This window comes from Staphylococcus hyicus, assembly GCF_000816085.1.
GTDB lineage: Bacteria > Bacillota > Bacilli > Staphylococcales > Staphylococcaceae > Staphylococcus > Staphylococcus hyicus.
Map to the genome: position 1 here is coordinate 544673 of NZ_CP008747.1, position 25642 is coordinate 570314.

General features: G+C 38.1%; 20 protein-coding genes. 16 read left to right on the top strand and 4 right to left on the bottom strand.

From position 1 onward, the window contains the following. Positions 1-19: 19 nt before the first annotated feature. The 3 genes from sdaAA to SHYC_RS02320 are packed head-to-tail and all read right to left on the bottom strand — an operon-like array spanning position 20 to position 2658. Positions 20-919: an L-serine ammonia-lyase, iron-sulfur-dependent, subunit alpha gene (gene sdaAA, locus SHYC_RS02310; RefSeq protein WP_039644173.1), complete on the bottom strand. Its 900-nt coding sequence runs from the start codon at positions 917-919 to the stop codon at positions 20-22. 15 nt (positions 920-934) lie between these two features. Next, on the bottom strand, positions 935-1612 hold the full coding sequence (gene sdaAB / locus SHYC_RS02315) for an L-serine ammonia-lyase, iron-sulfur-dependent subunit beta (RefSeq protein ID WP_039644175.1): 678 nt from the start codon (positions 1610-1612) through the stop codon (positions 935-937). 14 nt (positions 1613-1626) lie between these two features. Next, positions 1627-2658 carry a PTS sugar transporter subunit IIC gene (locus tag SHYC_RS02320; protein ID WP_039644177.1) on the bottom strand — a complete coding sequence of 344 codons (1032 nt, stop codon included), beginning with the start codon at positions 2656-2658 and terminating at the stop codon, positions 1627-1629. A gap of 450 nt (positions 2659-3108) precedes the next feature. Between SHYC_RS02320 and SHYC_RS12245 the strand changes: the two genes are divergently transcribed. After that, the gene (locus tag SHYC_RS12245; RefSeq protein ID WP_158484629.1) at positions 3109-3249 is read left to right on the top strand and encodes a hypothetical protein; all 141 of its coding nucleotides are present in this window, start codon (positions 3109-3111) and stop codon (positions 3247-3249) included. 158 nt (positions 3250-3407) lie between these two features. On the opposite strand, the gene SHYC_RS02325 is transcribed toward SHYC_RS12245, so the two are convergent. Further along, a complete protein-coding gene (locus SHYC_RS02325; protein WP_039644179.1) occupies positions 3408-4895 on the bottom strand; it encodes an aldehyde dehydrogenase family protein in 1488 nt (495 codons plus the stop codon). Positions 4896-5665: 770 nt separating this feature from the next. Between SHYC_RS02325 and SHYC_RS02330 the strand changes: the two genes are divergently transcribed. The 15 genes from SHYC_RS02330 (at position 5666) to narI (ending at position 25638) form a co-directional block, all read left to right on the top strand. Continuing rightward, positions 5666-6682: a PTS sugar transporter subunit IIC gene (locus SHYC_RS02330; protein WP_039644181.1), complete on the top strand. Its 1017-nt coding sequence runs from the start codon at positions 5666-5668 to the stop codon at positions 6680-6682. Positions 6683-6851: 169 nt separating this feature from the next. Continuing rightward, positions 6852-8378 (top strand): SLC13 family permease, encoded by a 1527-nt coding sequence (locus SHYC_RS02335; protein ID WP_039644183.1) that lies wholly within the window; start codon positions 6852-6854, stop codon positions 8376-8378. Between the two features lie 322 nt (positions 8379-8700). Continuing rightward, a complete protein-coding gene (locus SHYC_RS02340; protein WP_039644185.1) occupies positions 8701-8883 on the top strand; it encodes a hypothetical protein in 183 nt (60 codons plus the stop codon). 538 nt (positions 8884-9421) lie between these two features. Continuing rightward, entirely contained in the window at positions 9422-10240 is an 819-nt protein-coding gene (locus SHYC_RS02345) for a formate/nitrite transporter family protein (RefSeq protein ID WP_039644187.1), read from the top strand. Positions 10241-10787: 547 nt separating this feature from the next. Next, entirely contained in the window at positions 10788-11339 is a 552-nt protein-coding gene (locus tag SHYC_RS02350) for a GNAT family N-acetyltransferase (RefSeq protein ID WP_039644188.1), read from the top strand. Between the two features lie 119 nt (positions 11340-11458). Continuing rightward, entirely contained in the window at positions 11459-12211 is a 753-nt protein-coding gene (locus SHYC_RS02355) for a sirohydrochlorin chelatase (protein WP_039644190.1), read from the top strand. After that, positions 12180-12641: a precorrin-2 dehydrogenase/sirohydrochlorin ferrochelatase family protein gene (locus SHYC_RS02360; RefSeq protein WP_039644192.1), complete on the top strand. Its 462-nt coding sequence runs from the start codon at positions 12180-12182 to the stop codon at positions 12639-12641. Before SHYC_RS02355 ends, SHYC_RS02360 begins: the two co-directional genes overlap by 32 nt. Further along, positions 12634-15039, top strand: a complete 2406-nt coding sequence (nirB, locus tag SHYC_RS02365; RefSeq protein ID WP_039644194.1) for a nitrite reductase large subunit NirB — start codon at positions 12634-12636, stop codon at positions 15037-15039. The genes SHYC_RS02360 and nirB overlap by 8 nt, the downstream gene beginning before the upstream one ends. A 2-nt stretch (positions 15040-15041) precedes the next feature. Beyond that, complete coding sequence (nirD, locus tag SHYC_RS02370; RefSeq protein ID WP_162474607.1) at positions 15042-15359, top strand: nitrite reductase small subunit NirD; 318 nt, start codon at positions 15042-15044, stop codon at positions 15357-15359. Continuing rightward, the gene (cobA, locus tag SHYC_RS02375) at positions 15350-16303 is read left to right on the top strand and encodes a uroporphyrinogen-III C-methyltransferase (protein ID WP_039644199.1); all 954 of its coding nucleotides are present in this window, start codon (positions 15350-15352) and stop codon (positions 16301-16303) included. The genes nirD and cobA overlap by 10 nt, the downstream gene beginning before the upstream one ends. A gap of 307 nt (positions 16304-16610) precedes the next feature. Continuing rightward, on the top strand, positions 16611-18902 hold the full coding sequence (locus SHYC_RS02380; protein WP_039644201.1) for a 5'-nucleotidase C-terminal domain-containing protein: 2292 nt from the start codon (positions 16611-16613) through the stop codon (positions 18900-18902). Positions 18903-19182: 280 nt separating this feature from the next. Next, positions 19183-22854 (top strand): nitrate reductase subunit alpha, encoded by a 3672-nt coding sequence (locus SHYC_RS02385; protein WP_039644203.1) that lies wholly within the window; start codon positions 19183-19185, stop codon positions 22852-22854. Then, complete coding sequence (gene narH, locus SHYC_RS02390; RefSeq protein ID WP_039644205.1) at positions 22844-24400, top strand: nitrate reductase subunit beta; 1557 nt, start codon at positions 22844-22846, stop codon at positions 24398-24400. Before SHYC_RS02385 ends, narH begins: the two co-directional genes overlap by 11 nt. Then, positions 24393-24968 carry a nitrate reductase molybdenum cofactor assembly chaperone gene (gene narJ / locus SHYC_RS02395; protein ID WP_039644207.1) on the top strand — a complete coding sequence of 192 codons (576 nt, stop codon included), beginning with the start codon at positions 24393-24395 and terminating at the stop codon, positions 24966-24968. The genes narH and narJ overlap by 8 nt, the downstream gene beginning before the upstream one ends. Continuing rightward, positions 24961-25638, top strand: a complete 678-nt coding sequence (gene narI, locus SHYC_RS02400) for a respiratory nitrate reductase subunit gamma (protein ID WP_039644209.1) — start codon at positions 24961-24963, stop codon at positions 25636-25638. The genes narJ and narI overlap by 8 nt, the downstream gene beginning before the upstream one ends. Positions 25639-25642 lie beyond the last annotated feature (4 nt).

Here is a 25642-nt window from a genome sequence, read left to right on the forward strand (position 1 = left end):
CATACGGGTACTTTTATTTTTATGAGAAAACTTGTTCTTGGCTAGAGCTGCCAAAGATTTTTTCTTTAATAGCTTGACCTGTTGGCGTGCCGGCCAAACCACCGATACCAGTTTCGCGTAAGGATGCAGGAAGGTTACGTCCGACTTTATCCATTGCCATAATTACTTCGTCTACTGGAATTCGACTTTCAACCCCGGCTAATGCTAAGTCAGCGGAAATTAAGCCATTTCCTGAACCGATGGCATTTCGCATGACACATGGGATTTCGACTAAACCTGCTACAGGGTCACAAACGAGACCTAATAAGTTACTTAAACTAATGGCTATCGCATGCCCAGCTTGTGCAGGCGTACCGCCAAATGTTTCTACGGCAGCAGCAGCGGCAATCGCTGATGCTGTACCGACTTCTGCTTGACAGCCTCCTGTTGCACCAGCGACGGATGCGTTATTGGCAATAATCATTCCGCACATCGAGGCTGCAAATAGAAATTGAATCATTTGATTATTGTCTAAATGATGTGTTTTTTCTAATTTAAATAGGACGCCCGGAATCGTACCTGATGAACCGGCTGTAGGTGTTGCACAAATGATACCCATAGCTGCATTCACTTCATTTGTAGCAATCGCACCTTGGACAGCAGAAATCATATCATGACCAGAGAGTGCTTGATGGGTCTCGTTATATTTTGCTACTTTAATGGCATCTTGACCTGTGTAACCTGTAACACTTTTAACACCTTCGCCTGTTGAGCCTTTTTCCACAGCATCACGCATAGTATCTAAATTAAGCTGCATCAAACCAAATACTTCTTCACGTGAAAGACCACGTGTGACCATTTCATGTTCAATCATAATTTCTGAAAATGTTTTTGAATGTGTTTCAGCGTATTCGATTAATTCCTTCATTGAATCAAACATGTCGATTCCTCCAGACTATTGTATATATGAAAATTGTAAATTTGTATATTTTTGACGTATTTCTTCTAATAGTTCTTTTTTGATTGCTTTATTTAAATGTAAAGCGAGCAGGCAACGTCCTTGATTCATCGTTTTAATTTCCTCATTTATGTCAACACTTTTATCGACAAGGTCGTTAATTAAATGGTTGATTTGTGACATATCGCATTCTCCATCAATCACTAATAAGTTCGGTGTATGAGATAATAAAATGCACATTCCATTCACATGAATGCTTTTTACTTTAAATGCGCCACCACCAATGGAAATTCCATTTAGTTCTACATGACGGTCGCCTTTATCGATAATGATAAGCGCACAGTTTGGATGTTCGCCAAGACTCGTTCCTTTTTCTTCTATAAATTCAAACGGAATATCTTGATCACGTGCGATAGTCGTAGAAGTCTTAATACGCGCATCAAAAGTGCTGAATCCTAATAAACCACCAATAATCGCTAAATCGGTACCATGACCTTTGTGTGTTTCTGCAAATGATTCGTAATAATGAACGCGTATACGGTCGGGTGTATCGCCTAATACTGCTCGGGCCGCTTGTCCAATTTTAACAGCGCCGGCTGTATGTGAACTTGAAGGACCCATCATAACTGGGCCAATCACATCAAACGCACTTTGATAATCTTTTGTACGTGCCATAAGTTTTCACTCCTTTAATTCACTTGTTTCGAAAGTTTAGGTGTATTTAAATTTAAACCAATTTGTTTTTTGTTTATAAATGTTCCGATGATATAGCTGAGTACAATACTGATGATTGCAACGACAACGATTGTAATAACAGTAGACAGGGCATCATTAAATCCTAAAGCGACGATTGGACCGGCAATTGGAGTTGCCATTCCGGGTTGGTTAACAACGATACCCATATACGTAATGAAAAGGCCATTGACCATACCTACGATTGCATTCGTGCCGTATAGTTGAACCGGGTATTTCGCAATAATATCAATTTGTGTGAGCGGTTCAATTGCAACCGCAAAGGCTTTACCAGGATTACCGATTTTCAATTTTCTAAACATGACGAAATTGACAAACGAACTGCCCATACAACCGAGCGCGCCAATTGCCATTGGGATACCAGTGAGTCCAAGTAAACTTGTAAACACCATAGAACTTAATGGTGTCATACCGACGACAGGGACGATAGCACCAATTACAAGCGCTAATGCATATGGATTATTGTCACCAACTGCTGTTACAGCGGTACCAATTTGTTTAAGTACTGCGATAACACTTGGAGATACAATAAGTGCGATGCCGTACGTCACTGCTGGAGATAATAAAATGACTAAAATTAAATCTAAACCTTCAGGTACTTTCTTTTCGAGATACTTAATTCCAAATCCAACGAAGTATGCTGCAATAAATGCTGGAAGTAATTTAAAATCATACAGGACAAGTCCAGTTAAAACCGCAAATACAGGATTCACGCCAAATTTTAAACACGTCAAAATACCCACAGCGACACCACTTAAACTCCCTGCAATATCTCCTAATTTTGTAAAGTAATCAATATGGAATACGCCACCAATCGCATATTTTAAAAATGCTTCAGGCAAAAAAGTAGCACATGCTGCTCCCGATAACGCTTGTAAGCTGACTTTGCCATTAGGGGCGAACTTTAGAAACAAAGTCATAGCGAGTAAAACAACGAGCAATGTTCCAATACCTAAAATAAAATCCATCATCTTTCCTCTTCTTTCATTAATAGCTTTTTAATAAGCGCGCTTATTTCCCAAATCAAATATTAGCTCTTTTTGAAAGCGTATGCAACAGCGATAAAATGATGTTTCTAGGCTTAATTATTCTTTTTGAATAGTATTGTTAAAGAATTTATAGATATTGTGAAAAAATGATCTTGTTAAATCCCATCACACCGCAACGCTTCGACGCTTTTTCACATTAAAGGAATAAAATAACAAAATATTTTTTATTAAAATGACATATTTGTGACCTTTAAAAGTTTTAATTATATTAATTTTCTGAAATAAATAAAATCGTTTTAAATGGTAAATTGTTACGCGTGGAGGAGGTGGGAGGGCAAAAAGTTTTGAACTTACATTATTTTTTATTCCATTTTGATTCAGGGTGAAAGGATTAGAATTATAAAAAGAATAGCAATATCATTTTTAAAAATGAACGTAAAAGAGGGAATAGAGGGTGGGATGAAAGATATTATTTACAGGATTGGTCATGAATCGCTTGCGTTCAATGTGGTTTTCATGATGCGTTTATGTCATCAAACTAATACTGTTATCGCACATTCTCAAGATTAAAATGATATATAAAGTATAGCCAACAAAGTTCACTGACAAATGAATATTGTTGGCTACGTTGATTAATGGCGATACTGCATCTAGCCATTTTTAGTTGGAAGCGGTGATGATATCATAGCGCGTACGCCGATATACTACACATCGTTTTAATAAAATGATTAATATAACCCTTTTGGTGCATTACTAATATCGATATAAATATTTTTAATTTGTTGGTAATTGGCAATCGCGTCTTTATATGTTTCACGACCAATACCAGATTTTTTATAACCACCAAAAGGTGCGCCTTCTGGAACTTGGTTATATGTGTTAATCCATACGCGCCCTGTGCGTATATTTTTAGCGATGTGAAGTGCTCTGTTGATATTTGATGAGAATACGCCGCCTGCAAGTCCATATTCAGAATCGTTAGCAATCCTAATCGCTTCTTCATCATTTTTTATTTTAATAATTGTAAGCACAGGACCGAATATTTCTTCTTGTGCAAGTTTATTATTGTTGTCTTTAAGTTCAATGATTGTAGGTTGAAAGAAGTGGCCTTGATCCATACCGTTTTCTGTTATGCGTTTACCGCCTACTAATATATTGGCATCGTGTGATTTTGCATAATCGATATAACTTTCAATCTTTTCTATTTGGTCTTTTCCTGTTTGTGAACCCATTTGTGTACGCATATCTAATGGATCACCGACTTTAATCTTTTTAAAGGCTTGTACGAGTTTAGAGACAAACGTATCATATATTTTTTCATGTACAAGTAATCGTGAGCCAGCACTACATACTTCACCTTGGTTGAAAAGAATGCCGAGTTGACTTCCTTCTAATGCGACGTCTTGATTGGCATCATCTAAAATAATATTCGCACTTTTACCACCAAGTTCTAAAGTTGTAGGAACGATACGTTTAGCACCTGCATCAGCGACTTGGTAACCGACCTCTGTAGAGCCAGTGAACGACAATTTATCAACACCATCATGATTGAAAATAGCATTCCCGGATTCAGAGCCTTTACCTGTAACCACGTTCACCACACCAGGTGGTAACACGTCTTGGAAGATTTTTGCGGTTTCTAATAAGCTGACAGGTGTTGATGAAGAAGGTTGGATCACAACTGTATTACCAGCGGCAAGTGCTGGACCTAATTTCCAAGATGCAAGCAACATCGGGAAGTTCCATGCGACTACAGCACCAACCACACCAATTGGTTCATGTGTAATTAAACTTAATGTATTGTCATCAATTTGGTTGACTGTACCCTCATCTAAGTCAGTGACACTTGCGAAGTATTGAAAATGGCGTGCTGCGAATGGAATGTCTATCATAGAAGATTCTCGTAATGCTTTACCAGTGTTAATACTTTCAATTGTTGCTAGACGGTCTTTATTGTCTAAAATGCGTTGACTGATTTCACGCAATAAATCAGAACGTTCTTGTTTTGATTTTCGAGACCATTCAGGAAAGGCGTTTTGTGCGGCTTTGACCGCTTTGACCACATCTGATTCGTTGGCTTTAGCAATTTTCGTGATTGTTTCACCCGTGGCAGGGTTTTGTACACTTAAGTATTCGCCCGACGCGGGTTTCACAAATTCCCCATTAATGAATAAATCGTATTGCTCTGAAATGTAATCTTTAACTACTATTGACATACTTTCAGCCCCTTTATTTATCTATTTAAAATTAGGTCTTGCTTAATAAAAAGTTTAACGTTAACATTATTTTGAGTAAACTCATATGACTTATTCGGAAAATGTTCACTATTGAATGCGCGTTTTGCAACATGTGCTTTTTAGCGCAAAAAAGCTCCTCTACAATGATGTAAAGGAGCTTCGTATGGGGTGGAATTAAACAATAGCGCGAATATATTGTTTTAATTCCTATTCAACTTTTCATTGGGGAAAAATTGAAAGACTCATGTTTGAAAATGACTGACTTTCATCTGTATAAAGGTATTGTGTGAGACACAATGCCTTTAAGAGATACAATTTTTAACCAAAAATATGTACCTTCTTGACATTATAAAGCGTTTTCAGATGTTTGTAAACAGTAATTATTACGATTCACTACATAGTCAATCTTAAGTCTTAGACCAAAAACAATCTCACGTCCGATGTGAATCATTAAAGGAAAGGTTAAAGTAATGTTAGAACAGTTAACCAACATATTTCCCAATCATAACTGTTCAATCCCTATTAAGATAAAACATACACCCCTAAAGTATTATCTGATAGACCTCCTTTATGAAAGTAGGACTAAAGTTGATTAAAACGTGTACTGTGTCCCCGCGCAGTGCACGTTTTTGATTTCAATTGCAATATTGTTTCAATTTAAAAGTACGTCCTTTATTAAAGTGTTCTATGTTAATATATAACGTGTATAGCGACACAATACAAATTTTCTTCGAGGGAGACATAGAAAGTTGAAAAAATTATTGCATCGTTGGTTTATCGAAGGTTTAAGTTATATGACACTAGGTTTGTTTAGTTCATTAATTATTGGCTTAATTTTAGAAACAATAGGTAAACAAACATTGTTTCCACAGTTAGATTTAAACTTTTTAGTAGAAATTGGTAATGTTGCCAAAGGGCTAACAGGAGCGGCTATTGGTGCAGCTATGGCATACGGTTTTAAATGTAAACCGCTTGTCATCTTTTCAGCGCTTATTGTAGGTATGATGGGATATACGACGTTTGCAGGTGGTGCAGTCGGTGCTTTTTTGGCCACTTTAATTGTCGCAGAACTGAGTCGTATGTATGCGAGTAAAACAAAAGTGGATATTATCGTTACACCGATGCTTACACTAATAATTGGTGGTGCCGTTGCTAAATTTTTAGGTCCGATTTTAAATGAAATGATGAAAGCGATAGGTAAGCTGATTATTGCTGCAACAGATCAACAACCCTTACTCATGGGGATAATCGTCGCAGTTATTTTCGGTTTATGTCTAACAGCGCCAATTTCAAGTGCTGCATTAGCATTAATGCTCGATTTATCAGGGCTTGCTGCAGGTGCGGCTACAATAGGATGTGCATGTCAAATGGTTGGTTTTGCTGTCATGGGCTACAAAGATAATGGGGTAAGCGGCTTAATTTCGATTGGTATTGGCACAAGTATGCTGCAAGTCCCTAACATCATTTTAAAACCACTGCTATTAATCCCGCCGACAGTGGCAAGTGCACTCATAGCGCCGATAATGACAGTATTTTTCCCTATGGTAAATAATGCGGCAGGTGCTGGCATGGGTACAAGTGGCTTTGTCGGTCAAATAATGACAGTGCACACAATGGGAAGTTCATTACATACGTGGGTGTTAATAGGTATTTTTCATTTCTTATTACCAATTGTCCTCACATGGTTGATATATCATTTTATGACGAAACGTCAATGGATTAAACCTGGAGATCAAACGTTACGCACAGTCGAAGCGCGTAATTAACACGTCACGATTCAAATGAATTTGCTACGGTTAACATCACTGTCACAAAACATAAACTTTTTAATTATACAACAAATGTAAAAAATTTGTGAATGTTTTAACATAAATGACGCATCCACCCCTTTTATTGATACACTTAAAGTGATTTTAATAAAGGGGGTTGTTTTCTATGACAACAGCTGGAAAAACTCAGAAAAAACCGACCTTTAAACCGGTTTGGTTTGGCATAAGTTTTATCGCATTGATTTTAATTTTGATTTTGCCAACTTCAGATAGTTTACCTATCATGGCGAAATGTGCTTTAGCCATTCTAGCATTTGCTGTAATTTTATGGGTAACAGAAGCAGTGAGCTATCCTGTTTCAGCGACGATGATTGTTGTGTTAATCATTTTACTTTTAGGATTTAGTCCAGTACAAAACTTAACAGAATCCCTAGGTAACCCTAAAATGGGGAAAGACGTGTTAAGTGGTTCAGACTTATTCGGTACGGCGAATGCGTTGAAATTAGCATTTAGTGGATTTTCAACGAGTGCAGTGGCACTTGTTGCAGCTGCACTGTTTTTAGCGACTGCCATGCAAGTGACGCAACTTCATAAACGTTTAGCGTTATGGGTATTATCATTAGTAGGTAACAAAACAAAGCGCATCGTGATTGGTGCAATTTTAGTATCAATTATTTTAGCGTTCTTTGTACCTTCAGCGACTGCAAGAGCAGGTGCTGTCGTGCCAATATTATTAGGGATGGTTGCAGCTTTTGGTGCAGCAAAACAAAGTAAGCTTGCAGCACTGTTAATTATTACTGCAGTACAAGCTGTTTCGATTTGGAACATTGGGATTAAAACTGCAGCTGCGCAAAATATTGTTGCCGTGAATTTTATTAATGGTCAATTAGGTCATGATGTATCATGGGGCGAGTGGTTTTTATATGCAGCGCCTTGGTCGATTATCATGTCTATTGTACTTTATTTTGTAATGTTAAAAGTCATACCACCAGAACAAAACGAAATTGAGGGTGGTAAAGAACTGGTACAACAGCAATTAAAGGCTTTAGGTCCGATTACGGGAAAAGAATGGCGTTTAATTATTATCTCTCTTGCATTACTCATTTTATGGTCAACAGAAAAAATTCTTCATCCGATTGATTCTGCATCGATTACGTTACTTGCATTAGCGGTGATGTTAACACCTAAGATTGGTGTGATGACATGGAAGGAAGCGGAAAGTAAAATCCCTTGGGGTACGGTTATTGTATTTGGGGTAGGGATTGCATTAGGTAATGTACTCCTTCAAACTAAAGCAGCGCAATGGTTAAGTGATCAAACATTTGGATTAATGGGCTTACAGCATATGCCGATTATCGCTACTATTGCATTAATTTCATTGTTTAATATTTTAATTCACTTAGGATTCGCAAGTGCTACGAGTTTAGCTTCTGCTTTAATTCCGGTTTTCATCTCTTTAACGATGACGTTAGACTTAGGCGATATGTCAATTGGATTTGTTTTAATACAACAATTTGTCATTAGTTTTGGCTTTTTACTCCCTGTAAGCTCACCACAAGGTATGCTTGCATATGGAACTGAAACATTTACTGTCAAAGATTTTCTTAAAGTAGGTATACCTATTACTGTTATTGGTTATATTTTAGTCATCATATTAAGTATGACGTATTGGCAATGGCTTGGATTATTATAAAAATAAGGGAGTTGTCTGATGAGAATTAGGCAACTTCCTTCATTATTTTTTAAGAAATAGATGTTACGCTTTTGATGCAATACGTTTCAAATAGGAGTTGCGTGATATCCTGGAATTGTTACTTTAACCGGTAAAGGTCGTACATCGAATGATTTTGTTTAAATTGTTTTGCGTTATGTTTAAAGTGACCGTTCGCCAATTTATGCTGTTTTGTGTGGTTTTCATGGTAAAGCATGTTTGTACGATGTTCGGCGACGATTGAACAAGCAATGATTCATCATATTACATCAGACTTCTATACACATAATTAGAGGTGACAAATATGAATCAAAGATATTTAAAAGTGTTAGGCTTATACATTTTAAGTTCAGCGATGGGTGCAATGACGACGCGCATGTGTAATAAAGATCATGTCTTTAAATGGTTCACACAAACTATAATTGGTTACGGTGTGTTTGCTTATGGACTAAAAGTATTGACGCGTGCTAAAAATAAAGAGAAATAAAAAAACGGAAGGTCTACATTATAGCGTGTATACCCTTGATAGCAGCTGTAATGTGAATCACACGTTATAGTAGTGGATAATGAAGTCACAACAAAAGAACGTCTCACTTTAACAGACAATATGCTAGAGGTGTGCGTCTTCGCACCACTTTAAACACATAGCCAACAAAGTTCATGAAGAATGAAGTTTGTTGGCTATTCATATTTAATACAGGAGGAGACCGAGCGGGGGAGGCACCTGAAACTATTCGGCAAGGTGTTTCTATGACAACCTATTTATCAACGTTGAAAAAGGGGCTGAAGATAGGCCACCTTTTATTTCTAATGTCATCATGCAGTAGGCGTGACATTGCGTTTAAATAGATATTTGGTTTGTGCGCAAACTGCGGTAAGAAGCATAGAAAACCGAGGGTAAGTCATTAATCTAAAATTGAAGTGATTGAAATCAAAACGCTTTTTTTATTTTATTCAGACTACCATCATTTTATACAATTTAGTAAAATAAAAGGGAATTTAATATTTGTTTCAGGAGGCATACCATGGGGATTGAAAAACCAACGAAAGATCTCAAAGATACATACGCTTCAAGAGAAATTGTGAAAAGCATTGTCAATTCAGTAGCCATGAAAGAAGTGTTACTTGATTGTGCGTTCACAAGATACTTATTAAAATCAATGATGTCCGGGTTTTTACTTACGATTGTGACAGTGTTTATGCTCGCAATGAAGACGCAGTTAGCAGGTGCGCCACCAGCGGTCATTCATTTAATGGGCGCCATGGCATTTAGTGTGGCTTTAGTTTTTATCGTTCTTACACATTCTGAACTCCTTACGAGTAACTTTATGTATATGACAGTTGGTATGTATTACAAAACGATTTCTTTTTCAAAAACGATGTGGTTATTTACAATTTGTTTTCTAGGAAATATTCTAGGTGCATTTGTGTTATTTGGTTTAATGATTTTCACGAAAGTCATGACACCGGAAATGATTCAAGCATTGAGTGCTACTGTCGATGCTAAAACTGTCACGTCTACTTGGCACGCGATTTTAGTGAAAGGTATTTTTGCGAACTTTTTTATAAATATTGGTATATACGTATCCATGATGTTTAAAGAAGGTTTGTCTAAAACATTTTTTATCGCTATTGGTGTAATCATTTTTGTATTTATGGGTTATGAACATGTTGTTTATAATGCAGGTTTATTTGTCGGTATGATTTTTTATAACATCGATGCGCTCTCTTGGTTAGATGTGCTAAAAAATATTGTATTTGCGTATATTGGTAACTATATTGGTGGCGGCTTATTAGTAGGATTGCTTTATGCTTATTTCAATGGTGACCGTAAATACACGTAAGATGTAATAGGGATTAAGACGTAGCTACCCTGTGAATTAAAACCAACAAAGTTCTTCATACATGAACTTTGTTGGTTATATTTATATATAAATTTAGTTTCTATGTGGGGAAGGCTGATGAATTAAAACATCCCTTTGATTGCTTCCTTAGCCGGGACGTCTAACGGATTAAGCCGAAACCGTAAATCCATTTTGAGCGCAGAAATCCAAGACTATTGACTTTTACAATATATAAGGCGGTAGCTGACTGGATTACGTATGCGGTTAGAAAGCTTTTCGCAATTTACGCATACCATCTATTCACGCATCTTCATAGGTGGACTGAAGACGTAACGCATTGCATTCCTAACGTCTTCATGCACCGATGGGCATTACTACGAAATCAATTAGATTTCTGTAATGCTCCCTCCTCGTGGTAAGGTGCCTAGAAAAGCGAGGCGTTAGGGATAATCAAAATTGAAATGGTTTATGCCATGCCCCTTTTTTGTTTTGTCATATAAAGAGGTCTGTTACGCTAGGAAATAGTAAATTATACAAGGGGGATATTATGAATCAGATAAATATTAGAATGGCGACATTACAAGATGCTAAAGTATTACAAGATTTGATGTATCGTGCTTTTACACCGTTGCGTGAAGCGGGCATCGATTGGCCATCAGTACATGCGGATATTGACATGATTGAAAAGAATATTAAGTATAATGCAGCTTATGTTTTAGAAAAAGATGGGAAAATCGTGTCTACACTCTCGATTCGTTTTCCGTGGGAACCGAAATATAAAGTATCGCAATTCCCATTTATATGGTGGTTCGCCACGGATCCTGACTATGGAGGTCAAGGATATGGCGATCAATTGATGACATATATAGAAGAAACGATTTTAAGAGATATGTTAAAAGCACCAGCTGTGGTATTAGGAACGTCTGCTCGTAAAATGGCTTGGCTTAAAGAGGTCTATACACGAAGAGGCTATGACTCTTTTTTTGAAATGGAAGAATCTAGTGGTGATCGAGGAGCCATGATGGTAAAAGTCCTCATCCCTGAAAGATACAATAAAGACTTATTGGCCCCACCACCATGGTATGAAGGTGGGGCATAATGGCTAGGGAATTCCCTTACTTTTTGAGAAGGGGAATTCCCTATATTTATTATAAGTTGTGAAATTAATCACATTAATACTTTGATTTCATTTACAATAAACGTGTAGGGGGTGTCGGCATGTATAAAACGATTTTAGTCGTTCATGGGATGCGTAAAGGAAAATTAAATGAAACGCTTGTAAACTTTATTCATCGTACGTTTGATGCACATATGTTAGATTATGATGTTGCTTTTTTAGAAAGTGAAGAAAGGTCTTTAGAACTGGTGATTCAAACTACGATTAATGCAGGCTACAGACGTATACATTTCATTCCATTATTATTATTTTCAGCATCTCATTATTATGAAGATATAAAAGTCTTATGTGAAATATACGGTAGAAAATACCCAAACGTGCAACTGGTTCTTGGAAAACCTTTAGGTACACATGAACGCATGACGTCTTGGGTTGCATCTCAAATCGCCAACTATCAACATAACATAGATGCATCGACAGGTATAGTTGTTTTAGCGCATGGTAATTCACGTTTTGATGAACCTGACGTTGCATTGACTGAAATTTGCGACAAATTATCAACGCCTACACATCCGTGTTACCCCAGTATGGTTTATGGCGCCTACGCATTTACAAAAACACTACCTGAGATTGCACGAAAGCATCGTAAGCTATTGTTGATTCCATTCTTCTTTTATGATGGTTATCTTGTCAATAAGACGAAACGCCGCATACTTGAACTCAATTTACCTAACGATATGGTGTATACGCCGGCCATTAACTTTCATCCGATTTTAGAAGAAGTGGTTAGAGAACGGATGGCAGAATGTGAGGAGGTTTCCTATGTATCCCATTCAATTGAATCTTGCACATAAGCACGTCGTGATCATAGGAGGTGGCAAAATCGCTTGGCGAAAATTGTCAAACCTTCTTACAGAGCCTTGTACAGTCGATGTGGTAAGTCCAAAATTTCATGATGCTTTTCAAGTTTTACAATCTTCAGAACGGCTGAGGTTGATTCGAGAACCTTATCATAAATCGCATCTTAAACATGCTGATTTGATTATAATAGCGACAAACGACCCCCAAACGAATAATCAAGTTGCTCTGGATGCTTCACCTTCACAATGGATCAATCATACAGGGGATAAAACACAATCAGATTTTTTTAACATGTTAACGATTCAACATGATGAACTAACCATTAGTATTAGTTCAAACGGGCAAAATATAGAACGAACGAAACGATATGCAGCTAAAATCAAATCATTTTTAACTGCAGATGAGGAGGATATGCATGAGTAAGACGAAACTTTTGATGATCGGAAACGGTATGGCTGGTGTACGTACAATCGAAGAAATTCTTGAGCGTGATCCAGAGCGCTTTGACATTACTATTATAGGTAAAGAACCTTATCCTAACTACAACCGAATTATGTTATCTAATATTCTTCAAAACAAAATGACAGTTGAAGAAACGATTATGAACCCATATGAATGGTATGAAGAACATGGCATTCATCTCATCACTGGTGATAAAGTAGTTAAAATTGATCGAGAGCAACAACTTGTTGAAACTGAAAAAGGACAAATTGTTTCCTATGATCAAATGATTATCGCAACAGGCTCTGATTCATTTATTTTACCAATCGACGGCTCACGACTTGAAGGTGTTGTTGGCTTCAGAACAATCGATGATACAGAAAAAATGTTAGAAACTGCAAAAACAAAGAAAAATGCAATCGTAATTGGTGGGGGCTTGCTTGGACTTGAGTGTGCGCGTGGTCTCGTTGACCAAGGTATGAACGTTACGGTCGTGCATTTAGCTGAGTGGTTAATGGAAGTACAACTTGACCGAAAAGCAGGAGAACTATTAAAAGCAGACCTTGAAAAACAAGGCATTCATTTTGAACTTCAAGCCAATACACAAGAAATTTTAGGCGAACAGCATGTCGAAGGTATACGACTTTCAGATGGTCGTATATTAGAAGCGGATATGGTTGTCATGGCAGTGGGAATTCGTCCAGTTACGAAGGAAGCACGTGCTGCTGGCTTAGAAATTGGTCGTGGCATTGTTGTGGATGATTTTATGAAAACGAGTGACCCTAACATATATGCGGTTGGCGAATGTGCAGAACATCGTTCAAAAGTTTACGGCTTAGTGGCACCGCTGTATGATCAAGGTAAAGTGTTAGCAGATCATATTACTGGTATCCCTACGGATGGGTACAAAGGTTCAACGACATTTACCTCTTTAAAAGTTTCAGGCTGTGATTTATTTAGTGCAGGTTGGATAACAGAAACAGATGGCGTACGTGGAATTGAAACATTTAATGGTGTCGATAATATCTACAAAAAAGTATTTGTTAAAGATAAAACGATTGTTGGCGCTGTTTTATACGGAGATACAGAAGAAGGTAATCGCTTCTACAACATGATGAAAAAAGGCGACACCATTGATGAGTATACACTTGTTTCAATTTTACACAAAGCTGGTGAAGTAGATGCCATCAGTGTTGCAGAAATGGATGATGACGAAACGATTTGTGGATGTAATGGTGTTTCTAAAGGAACAATTGTTCATGCCATTCATGACCAAGGATTAAAATCAGTTGCAGAAGTTACGAAAGCGACAAAAGCAGGGAATTCATGTGGTAAGTGTAAAGGTCAAATTGCTGAGCTGTTAGAACACACACTTGGTGATGATTTCGTAGCAGCAGCGCCAACTGGTATTTGTGGTTGTACAGATTTATCTAGAGATCAAATTGTGACACAAATACGTGCAAAAGGTCTTAAAACATCAAAAGAAGTACGTCACGTTTTAGATTTCAAAGATAAAGGGGGCTGTCCAAAATGTCGTCCAGCCGTTAACTATTATTTGAACATGGTGTATCCGCATGAACATGAAGATGAACAAGCATCACGTTTTGCGAATGAACGTTACCATGCCAACATTCAAAACGATGGGACATTCTCTGTTATTCCTCAAATGCGTGGTGGGGTGACGGATGCAGATCAATTGATTCGTCTTGGAGAAGTGGCGAAAAAATATGACGTTCCATTAGTAAAAGTGACCGGCTCACAACGTATCGGTTTATATGGTGTGAAAAAAGAAGAATTACCACACATATGGGAAGATTTAGAGATGCGTTCAGCTTCTGCATATGGCAAGAAAACACGTTCAGTAAAAAGCTGTGTCGGTAAAGAATTTTGTCGTTTCGGCACACAATATACAACAAAACTCGGTATTCGATTAGAAAAAACATTTGAATATATTGATACGCCACACAAATTTAAAATGGGTGTTTCAGGTTGTCCACGTAGTTGTGTTGAGTCTGGTGTTAAAGACTTTGGTGTCATTGGCGTAGAAAATGGATTCCAAATTTATATAGGTGGAAACGGCGGTACAGATGTGGTCGTTGCTGAACATTTAACAACAGTCGAAACAGAAGATGAAGTTGTAAAATTATGTGGTGCGTATATGCAGTATTACCGTGAAACAGGCATTTATGCTGAACGTACAGCACCATGGTTAAAACGTTTAGGATTTGATCAAGTTAAATCTGTTGTTTTAGACCCAGAAAAGCAAGACGAACTATTTAATCGCATCATGGATGCCAAACAAGCATATGAAAATGAGCCATGGCATGCAGTGATAGAGGACGCACGTAAACGTTCAATCTTTGAAGTGGAGAAGGTGTAATGATGGCAATCACACATGAAAAAGTAAAGGTAGCGCATATTTCTGAATTAGAACCTTTAATTGGTAAAAAAGTTATTGTAGGAGACTTACAAATCGGATTATTTTTAACAGAAGACGGTACAATCCATGCGATAAATAATGTATGTCCACATAAACAAGGACCACTTTCTGAAGGGACGGTCAGTGGGCACTATGTATTCTGCCCACTTCATGACCAAAAAATCGACTTAACAACAGGTCAAGTCCAAGAGCCTGATGAAGGGTGTGTTCAAACCTATACGGTTGAAGTCATCGATGGAGACATATACTTATGTCTCTAATAGATGCGCCACAAGTATATCTTGTAGGGGCAGGACCCGGTAATCCGCTATTATTATCGAAAAAAGCAGAGCGGTGTATTCAACGTGCAGATGTGATTCTCTATGATCAACTTGTCAATCCTTTTATCTTACAACTGTCTTCGCCTGAAACAGAGTGGATACATGTTGGGAAAACCCCATACACTACGTATATGCGACAAGATGAAATTAATGCGCTAATGATAGAAAAAACGAAAACACACGATACGGTGGTACGCTTAAAAGGTGGAGACCCCGCTATATTCGGGCGTCTTGCCGATGAGGTCGATATTTTAAAAAATAATCACATTTCTTTTGAAGTTGTACCTGGTATTACAGCTGCAAGTGCTGCAATGAGTCAGCTACATCGCGGACTGACTGAGCGTGGAGTGGCACGAAATATTACATTTACAACGGGGCATTTTAAAGACAATGAAGAAAATCCGATTGATATGACAACACTTAAAAATGATGGAACGCTTGCAATTTACATGGGTGTGAAACGCTTGCCTAAGTTAATGAAAGAAGTACAATCGGTGATTACAGATGATTTGCCAGTGGCTGTTATTTTTAATGCAACGTGTGTAAATCAACAAGTGATTTCTGGACATGTGTCTACGATTACTGAAAAAATTGCTGCATTACCTGAACGTCCAGGGCCTGGCATTACTATTGTTGGTAAAGTTGTCAGAGATATATTGACAGAAATCCCAGCTTTGGCAAAAGTTGATTATGTATGTATTAAAGGCGCGCGTGACAAATGTATGCCGCAAGCCATGGATATTTATGAAAGGGGCGGATGGGCGATTATTGATGATAGAGCAACCGCATCGATTCACCCATCACAAGTCGAAATATTAACCGCACTCATTGATACGACTACGTTCACACAGTATTTATCTGAGTCACAGCCCGTAAGACAGTGAATACGATTCAATTATATGTCTTGTGCACACGGATTATTTCTCCTTATTGGTAAATTGAAGGGTAGAACGAGCCCTTCTCTTATTGTTACAGCATCAATGTATTATTTCGCTACAAAGCGTAACATATATCTATCACTTTAAAACCTTCAAAGTCCAAGTAGTGATGTGCTTTGAAGGTTTTTTGTAATATAACGCATAATACGTTGGTGTCTTAATCATAAATTCATATAAATTTCATAATTATTTCATACTGTAAAGCGATATTATGCTAGGATGATAGTGTACGACATTTTAAAGGAGGTTACATATGAAGCGATTAGGGTTTTATAGTATTTTTATGATCGGTATGATAGTCAGTATGCTGATTTTAATGTCTGGGACATCGGTACATGCTGAAACAATATCACAACCGTCAGAAAAAACAACCAACGTACAGCAAAATTCATCTGAACCTGTAGCGGCGAATACATCATCTTCAGTCGCGCAGTCACCATCGATGACCAACACAAGTAAACAAACACCAATGGCAACGACATCTGATGCGTCTCAACCACAATCTTTAGAACATCACGTGCAACCAGAAGTGTCAAACGTAACGTCTGAAGCAGCGTCTAGTACGCCTGTAAATCAAAAAGAAGGACAAAATGCGCAAAGAGCGACGTTAACAGGGATTCAATCACGAGCTACAATACAGCCTAAACAGGCACAGGCAACGTCATCGAAGACACACACCATTTTACATACGAATGATATTCACGGACGTCTTGTTGAAGAAGAGGGACGTGTCATCGGCATGGCAAAAACCAAAACAATTAAAGACCAACATCATCCGGATTTAATGTTAGATGCAGGAGATGCTTTTCAAGGGTTACCATTATCAAATCAATCAAAAGGTGAAGAAATGGCTAAAGCCATGAATGCCGTTGGTTATGATGCGATGGTTGCAGGTAATCATGAATTCGATTTTGGTTTTGATCAATTGAAAAAGTTAGAAGGTATGCTTAATTTTCCAATTTTAAGTTCTAATGTGTACAAAAATGGCAAATTAGCTTTTAAACCATCGGCAATCATTGAAAAAAATGGGGTGCGTTATGGCATTATCGGTGTAACGACACCTGAAACAAAAACGAAAACAAGTCCTACAGGTATTCGAGGCGTCACATTTGATGACCCGCTTAAAAGTGTTTTACGTGAAATGGATGCACTCAACGGTAAAGTTGATGCGTTTGTGATTTTATCTCATTTGGGGGTAGATTCAACAACACAAGAAACGTGGCGTTCAGATTATTTAACACAACAAATTCAGCAACGCTCACAGTACACAGTGCCAACAATTGTTATTGACGGGCATTCTCATACAGTGATGCAACATGGTCAAATGTATGGTCGTGATTTACTTGCGCAAACAGGAACAGCACTTGCGAATATCGGTAAAATAGATTTTAATTTTAACAACAATACTGTAAGTGACCTTAAAGCATCTTTAATCAGTGTAAAAGATGTAGCCCAGATACAACCAGATCCAATAGTGAAAGCACAAGTAGATAAAGCGAATGAGGCATTCTTAAAAGAAACGTCTGAAGTGGTGATTCCAAATAACGAAATTGACTTTGTTGGGGAACGTGATCACGTGCGTCGTCATGAGACAAATCTAGGTAATGCAATTGCGGACGCAATGGAAGCATATAGTAAAGACCATTTTAGTCAACCGGCTGACTTTGCTGTGACGAATAGTGGTGGCATTCGTGCCTCAATCAACAAAGGCGAGGTAACGTTAAATCACATCATTACCGTACTGCCATTTGGTAATACGATTTCTCAAATTAAAGTCAAAGGGTCTGATGTTTTAGCAGCATTTGAACATAGTTTAAGTGCACCGCTTGAAACAGTTAATGACGTGAAGCAATTATCTGCGAATGGTGGTTTATTACAAGTTTCGAAATCTATCCGTGTTTATTATGATATGAATCAATCAGCTGGAAAACGTATTAAAGCAATTCATATTTTAAATAAGCAAACAGGTAAGTTTGAGGCGCTAGATGTCAATCGTGTGTATCATGTTGCGACAAATGATTTCACTGCCTCGGGCGGAGATGGTTATACGATGTTAAATGGCCCTAGGGAAGAAGGGTTATCATTAGATAAAGTGTTTGCAGATTATTTAAAACAAGCGGATGTATCACAATATAATACTAAAGCGCCAACTCGAATCATTAATGGTAAGCCTGAAGTTTTAGAAGCACAAGAAGATAAAGTGGTGCCTTTCCCGAAACAACCGCAACAAGGTGCATCGAATGGTGCGACTCAACAATCAATGGTTCCTAAAATGAATATGAAAGTAATAAATGCGAAACAAACGCATCATATTCATAATGGTGTAAAAATCATAGGTGATGCACCTTTTGTTCCTATTAATGGTCAAAATGGCTATGTACAAGTAAATGGTGAATGGGTGTCATTACACACTAGTCATGTTTTATTATCGACTAAAAAGATACAACAATTACCTGATACAGGACATTCTGAACAAACGCCTATATGGGTAGGCGGATTACTTGTCTTGGGTGGTATGGTATTAACAAGACGTTACACTGCTTAAAATGATGAGAAAAAAGCTATAGCTTTCGTAGTGTAAGGATTAAACGCTCAAAATTCCACGTGGAATTTTGAGCGTTTTTTTGCGTTGATTTTTAAAACAGAACATTTTAAGTGTTTTTAAATGGCAATGATTGATAAAAATATCTGTGTATCAACTATGTGAATTTTTTAACATTAGGGGATTTTACTATCGAATTAGGTATTTCCCTAATGTTGTGTGTGAAGGTTGAATTATACAATTGAATTAAGTTGGAAAGCCTATGTATTTAAGGAGGATGAACATGGTTAAATTTGGATTGAATTTCTTTAAACCTACTGAAAAGTTCAATGGGAACTGGTCGGTTTTAGAACATAAAAGCCGTGAATGGGAAAAGATGTATAGAGAACGTTGGAGCCACGATAAAGTGGTGCGTACAACACATGGTGTGAACTGTACGGGCTCATGTTCGTGGAAAGTATTTGTTAAAAATGGTGTCATTACATGGGAGAATCAACAAATAGACTATCCAAGTTGCGGACCTGATATGCCTGAATTTGAGCCGCGTGGTTGCCCACGAGGTGCATCATTTTCATGGTATGAATACAGTCCATTACGTATTAAATACCCATATGTCCGCGGAAAATTATGGGATTTATGGACAAGTGCATTAGACGAACACCAAGATCCAATCAAGGCATGGGCTTCCATAGTAGAGGACGAGGAAAAAGCAACCATTTACAAATCTGCACGTGGTAAAGGTGGACACATTCGAGCGAATTGGAAAGACGTGTCACAGCTGATTGCAGCACAATTAATTTACACAATTAAAAAAGATGGTCCGGACCGTATCGCTGGGTTTACACCAATTCCTGCCATGTCAATGATCAGTTATGCAGCGGGTGCCCGCTTCATTTCATTACTTGGTGGAGAAATGTTAAGTTTCTATGATTGGTACGCAGATTTACCACCAGCATCTCCACAAATTTGGGGTGAACAAACAGACGTTCCAGAATCAAGTGACTGGTATAACTCGTCATACATTATGATGTGGGGCTCTAACGTACCTTTAACGCGTACGCCAGATGCGCACTTTATGACTGAAGTGCGTTATAAAGGAGCGAAAGTGATTTCGGTAGCACCTGACTATGCTGAAAACGTTAAGTTTGCGGACAACTGGATGGCACCTAATCCCGGTACAGATGCAGCCATTGCACAAGCGATGACGCATGTCATTCTTCAAGAGTTTTATGAAGATAATCCATCAGAAATGTTTATTAACTATGCAAAGCAGTACTCAGATATGCCATTTATCATTCGTTTAGATCAAGATGATAAAGGATACAAAGCAGGGCGTTTTTTACGGTCAAGTGATTTAGGAAGTACAACGCCGAATAGTGAGTGGAAACCGGTTGTAATTGATGCTTTAACAGACACCATTCAAGTTCCAAACGGTACTATGGGTCAACGTTGGGAAGATGGCAAACAATGGAACTTAAAACTTGAAAATGAACAAGGCGAAAAAATCGATCCAAGCATGTCTGTCGTGACTGGCGAACATGAAATTGTAACGATTCAGTTCCCTTACTTTGATAATGCAGGCAACGGTGTGTTTGAACGTCCAATTGCAGTGCGTAAAGTCACTTTGGCAAACGGTGAAGAAGTGCTTGCGGCAACGATTTATGACTTGATGACAAGTCAATATGGCGTTAAACGATTCAATCACCCATTAGAATCGAAAGACTTTAATGACGCAGAATCATTCTATACACCGGCTTGGCAAGAAAAAGTGACAAGTGTTAAAGCAAATTTAGTGACTCAAGTCGCACGTGAATTTGCGCAAAATGCAATTGATACAGGCGGTCGCTCAATGATTATCATGGGCGCAGGTATTAACCACTGGTTTAACTCTGATATGATTTATCGATCTATTTTGAACTTAGTCGTACTTTGTGGTTGCCAAGGTGTTAATGGTGGCGGTTGGGCGCACTATGTAGGTCAAGAAAAATGTCGTCCGATTGAAGGGTGGAGCACCATTGCATTTGCAAAAGACTGGCAAGGTCCACCACGTTTACAAAACGGCACAAGTTGGTTCTATTTCGCTACAGATCAGTGGAAATACGAAGAATCTGGTGTAGACCGTTTAGCGTCACCATTGGCTGAAAATGTGAAGTTGCAACACCCTGCTGATTATAATGTCTTAGCAGCGCGCAATGGTTGGTTACCGTCTTACCCACAATTTGATCGCAACAGCTTAATGTGGGGCGAAGAAGCAAAAGATGCAGGGGAATTTACGAACGAAGCGGTTTTAAAACGTGCATTAGACGATGTGAAATCCCGTAAAACAAAATTTGCGATTGAAGACCCAGATTTACGTAAAAACCATCCTAAATCATTATTCGTATGGCGTTCGAACCTAATTTCAAGTTCTGCTAAAGGACAAGAATATTTCATGAAACATTTGCTAGGCGCGAAATCTGCATTAATGGCAGAACCGAATGAAACTGAGAAACCTGAAGAGATTACTTGGCGTGAAGATACGGTTGGTAAATTAGACTTACTTGTGTCATTAGATTTCCGTATGACTGCGACACCACTATACTCTGACATCGTGTTGCCGGCAGCAACATGGTATGAAAAACATGATATATCATCAACGGATATGCATCCATTTATCCATCCATTTAATCCGGCCATTGATCCATTATGGGAATCTCGATCTGATTGGGATATTTTCAAAACGATTAGTAAAACTTTTTCGGATATGGCACGTGTTCACTTAACTGGAACGTATAAAGATGTAGTAACAGCACCACTTGCACACGACTCTAAACAAGAAATTTCACTTGCTTATGGTAAAGTTCATGATTGGACAAAAGGTGAAATTGAGCCAATTCCAGGTAAAACAATGCCAGGCTTTGCAGTTGTTGATCGTACGTACACAGATGTGCATGATAAGTTCATTTCAGTAGGGCCATTATTAGAAAATGGTAAAGTCGGTGCCCATGGTGTGAGCTTCTCTGTAAAAGAACAATATGACGAACTTCGTAGTATGGTCGGCACATGGGAAGATCATACAGTTAAAAATAATAAACCGAGAATTGATACTGCTCGAAAAGTGGCGGATGTGATTTTAAATGTATCTTCTGCAACAAATGGTCGTGTATCTCAAAAATCATATGAAGATCTTGAAGCACAAACAGGGATGCAGTTAAAAGATATTTCAGGTGAACGTGCATCTGAAAAAATCACATTCTTGAATATCACTTCACAGCCACGTGAAGTCATCCCAACAGCAGTATTTCCAGGATCAAACAAACAAGGGCGCAGATACTCACCATTTACAACTAATATTGAACGTTTAGTCCCATTTAGAACGTTAACTGGACGTCAAAGTTATTATATTGACCATGAAGTATTCCAACAATTCGGTGAGCAATTACCGGTGTATAAACCAACATTGCCACCTATGGTATTTGGTTCAAAAGATAAACAAGTGAAAGGCGGACAAGATTCACTCGTACTGCGCTATTTAACGCCACATGGTAAATGGAATATACACTCAACATACCAAGATAACCAACACATGTTGACGTTATTCCGTGGTGGTCCAACAGTTTGGATTTCAAATGAGGATGCAGCACAACATGATATTGAGGATAATGATTGGTTAGAAGTGTATAACCGTAATGGTGTCGTAACAGCAAGAGCGGTTGTTTCACATCGTATGCCACGAGGCACAATGTTTATGTATCATGCGCAAGATAAACACATTGAAACACCAGGATCTGAGATTTCTGGTACACGTGGGGGCTCTCACAATGCGCCAACACGTATTCACTTAAAACCTACGCAGTTAATGGGTGGTTATGCACAAATCAGTTATTCGTTTAACTATTATGGACCAATTGGGAACCAACGTGATGTATACGTTGCGGTGAGAAAGATGAAAGAGGTGGATTGGCTTGAAGATTAAAGCGCAAGTTGCAATGGTGTTAAACCTAGACAAATGTATCGGGTGTCATACGTGTAGTGTGACATGTAAAAGCACATGGACCAATCGACCTGGTGCGGAATATATGTGGTTTAACAATGTAGAGACAAAACCAGGTATTGGTTATCCAAAACGTTGGGAAGACCAAGAGCACTATAAAGGTGGCTGGACGTTAAACAAAAAAGGGAAATTAGAATTAAAATCAGGGACGCGAATCAATAAGATTGCACTTGGTAAAATTTTCTACAACCCTGATATGCCAGTCATTAAAGATTATTATGAACCATGGACATACAACTATGAACATTTAACAACAGCAAAAGCCTCAGAACATTCACCAGTCGCAAAAGCACATTCAGCAATGACAGGGCAACGTATGGATATCGAATGGGGACCGAACTGGGAAGATGACTTAGCGGGTGGCCACGTTACCGGACCACAGGATCCGAATATTCAAAAAATCGAAGAAGATATTAAATTCAACTTTGACCAAACATTTATGATGTATTTACCTCGTTTATGTGAACATTGTTTAAATCCGAGCTGTGTGGCCTCTTGTCCATCAGGCGCAATGTATAAACGTGATGAAGACGGCATTGTTCTTGTAGACCAAGAAGCATGTCGCGGCTGGCGTTACTGCATGACAGGCTGTCCTTATAAAAAAGTGTACTTCAACTGGAAAACAAATAAAGCTGAAAAATGTACGTTCTGTTTCCCTCGTGTTGAAGCTGGAATTCCAACAGTATGTTCGGAAACATGTACAGGTCGTATGCGTTATTTAGGTGTATTACTATATGATGCTGACCGTGTCCAAGAAGCGGCGACAGCTGAAAACGAACAAGACTTATATGAAAAACAACTCGACTTATTCTTAAACCCATTTGATGAAGCTGTAATCGAGCAAGCCGAAAAAGATGGTATTTCACAAGAGTGGATTGAAGCAGCACAAAACTCACCGATTTATAAACTTGCAATCGAATATAAATTGGCATTCCCATTACATCCAGAGTACCGTACAATGCCGATGGTTTGGTATTGTCCACCGCTCAGTCCAATCATGAATTATTTCGAAGGAAAAAATGCAGGAAATAACCCAGATGCGATTTTTCCGGCTATTGAAGAAATGCGTTTGCCTGTACAATATCTTGCTGAATTATTTACTGCCGGAGACACAACTGCAGTAAAAGGGTCTTTACAACGCATGGCAATGATGCGTAGCTATATGCGTGCACAAAATACGGGGCGTGACTTTGATATGTCACGATTAGAACGTGTCGGATTAACAGAACGTCAAGCAAAAGACATGTACCGTTTGTTAGCCATTGCAAAACATGAAGACCGCTTCGTTATTCCAACATCACACAAAGAACAATATATGGACACGTATGCGGCGCAAGGTAGCCAAGGTTATGGTGGTGAACACTTCGGTGCAAACTGTGACGGTTGTGGCGTACCTGTAGGTGCAGGTGGTAAAACGGGTCAAGAAATATACAACGACAACTTCTATGGAGGGATCTTCCGTGATTAACCTTGAAACGCTCAAGTATTACAAAGAGACATTTGCTTATCTGAGCCAACAATTAAGTTTTCCGGAAAAATTGACCTTTCATCCTAAAACATTTGATGCGATTTTCAGTGAGGATCACCCTGCGTATCCTCACGTGAAAGCGTATCGTGAACGTATGTATGAATTGAGTTTGTCTGAAATTAAATCTTTGTACACGGATACGTTTGACTTTAATAAGAAAACAACGTTATATATGACCTTCAATAAATTTGATACGCAAAAAGAGCGCGGACAAATGCTAGCAAAGCTTAAAGTTTTATATGAAATGTTTGGCCTAGAAATGCCAGCATCAGAGCTCTCTGATTATTTACCATTAATGCTTGAATTTTTATATGCAGCACCGATTGATGGCGATGATCGAGCACAAGAAAATATGCAATTGCTTATTATGATTATTGAAGATGGCACGTATCCAATGATGAAATATTTAGAGGAAAAGGGTAATCCATATAGTCATTTAATACGAGGTTTACGAGAAACGTTAAAACGTTGCATCGTACAAGACAATGAGGTGACACAACATGTTTAATCAATTTTTATGGGTAATCTTCCCATATCTCTGTCTTGCAATCTTCATAATTGGTCATATTGCGCGCTATAAATTCGACCAATTTTCATGGACTGCAAAATCAAGTGAATTTATTGAAAAAAAGCAACTAAAGTGGGGAAGTTTATTATTTCATTTAGGTATTATTCCTGTGTTCTTTGGACACGTTGTAGGTCTTTTGATACCGGCACATTGGTTAGAAGCGATAGGTGTAAATAACCACCTGTATCATATTGGAGCTGTGTATATTGGTAGTATATTTGGTATAATAACATTAATCGGTATGTTTTTATTAACAGCAAGACGTGTAACAAAAGCAAATGTGCGTCGTTTAAGTTCTGCATCAGATATACTTGTCAACTTTTTATTATTAGTCATCGTGTTTGCGGGTCTTTATGCAACGCTCGTTGTAAATGCTACAACGCCAGATTTTGATTATCGTCAAACAATTTCGATATGGTTCAGAGGATTGTTCATGTTTAGCCCTGATGCAAACTTAATGACAGCTGTGCCACTTGCTTTTAAATTACATGTTTTGTTAGGCTTTTCTATTATGGCTTTGTGGCCATTTACAAGACTTGTTCATGTATGGAGTGTCCCATTATCATATGCGAGCCGAAGTTATATTATTTACCGCAAACATAAAGTATAAATAA

Coding starts and splice junctions, on each gene's coding strand:
- sdaAA (WP_039644173.1), bottom strand. CDS start 919: ATGTTTGATTCAATGAAGGAATTAATCGAATACGCTGAAACACATTCA.
- sdaAB (WP_039644175.1), bottom strand. CDS start 1,612: ATGGCACGTACAAAAGATTATCAAAGTGCGTTTGATGTGATTGGCCCA.
- SHYC_RS02320 (WP_039644177.1), bottom strand. CDS start 2,658: ATGGATTTTATTTTAGGTATTGGAACATTGCTCGTTGTTTTACTCGCT.
- SHYC_RS12245 (WP_158484629.1), top strand. CDS start 3,109: ATGAACGTAAAAGAGGGAATAGAGGGTGGGATGAAAGATATTATTTAC.
- SHYC_RS02325 (WP_039644179.1), bottom strand. CDS start 4,895: ATGTCAATAGTAGTTAAAGATTACATTTCAGAGCAATACGATTTATTC.
- SHYC_RS02335 (WP_039644183.1), top strand. CDS start 6,852: ATGACAACAGCTGGAAAAACTCAGAAAAAACCGACCTTTAAACCGGTT.
- SHYC_RS02340 (WP_039644185.1), top strand. CDS start 8,701: ATGAATCAAAGATATTTAAAAGTGTTAGGCTTATACATTTTAAGTTCA.
- SHYC_RS02345 (WP_039644187.1), top strand. CDS start 9,422: ATGGGGATTGAAAAACCAACGAAAGATCTCAAAGATACATACGCTTCA.
- SHYC_RS02350 (WP_039644188.1), top strand. CDS start 10,788: ATGAATCAGATAAATATTAGAATGGCGACATTACAAGATGCTAAAGTA.
- SHYC_RS02355 (WP_039644190.1), top strand. CDS start 11,459: ATGTATAAAACGATTTTAGTCGTTCATGGGATGCGTAAAGGAAAATTA.
- SHYC_RS02360 (WP_039644192.1), top strand. CDS start 12,180: ATGTATCCCATTCAATTGAATCTTGCACATAAGCACGTCGTGATCATA.
- nirB (WP_039644194.1), top strand. CDS start 12,634: ATGAGTAAGACGAAACTTTTGATGATCGGAAACGGTATGGCTGGTGTA.
- nirD (WP_162474607.1), top strand. CDS start 15,042: ATGGCAATCACACATGAAAAAGTAAAGGTAGCGCATATTTCTGAATTA.
- cobA (WP_039644199.1), top strand. CDS start 15,350: ATGTCTCTAATAGATGCGCCACAAGTATATCTTGTAGGGGCAGGACCC.
- SHYC_RS02380 (WP_039644201.1), top strand. CDS start 16,611: ATGAAGCGATTAGGGTTTTATAGTATTTTTATGATCGGTATGATAGTC.
- SHYC_RS02385 (WP_039644203.1), top strand. CDS start 19,183: ATGGTTAAATTTGGATTGAATTTCTTTAAACCTACTGAAAAGTTCAAT.
- narI (WP_039644209.1), top strand. CDS start 24,961: ATGTTTAATCAATTTTTATGGGTAATCTTCCCATATCTCTGTCTTGCA.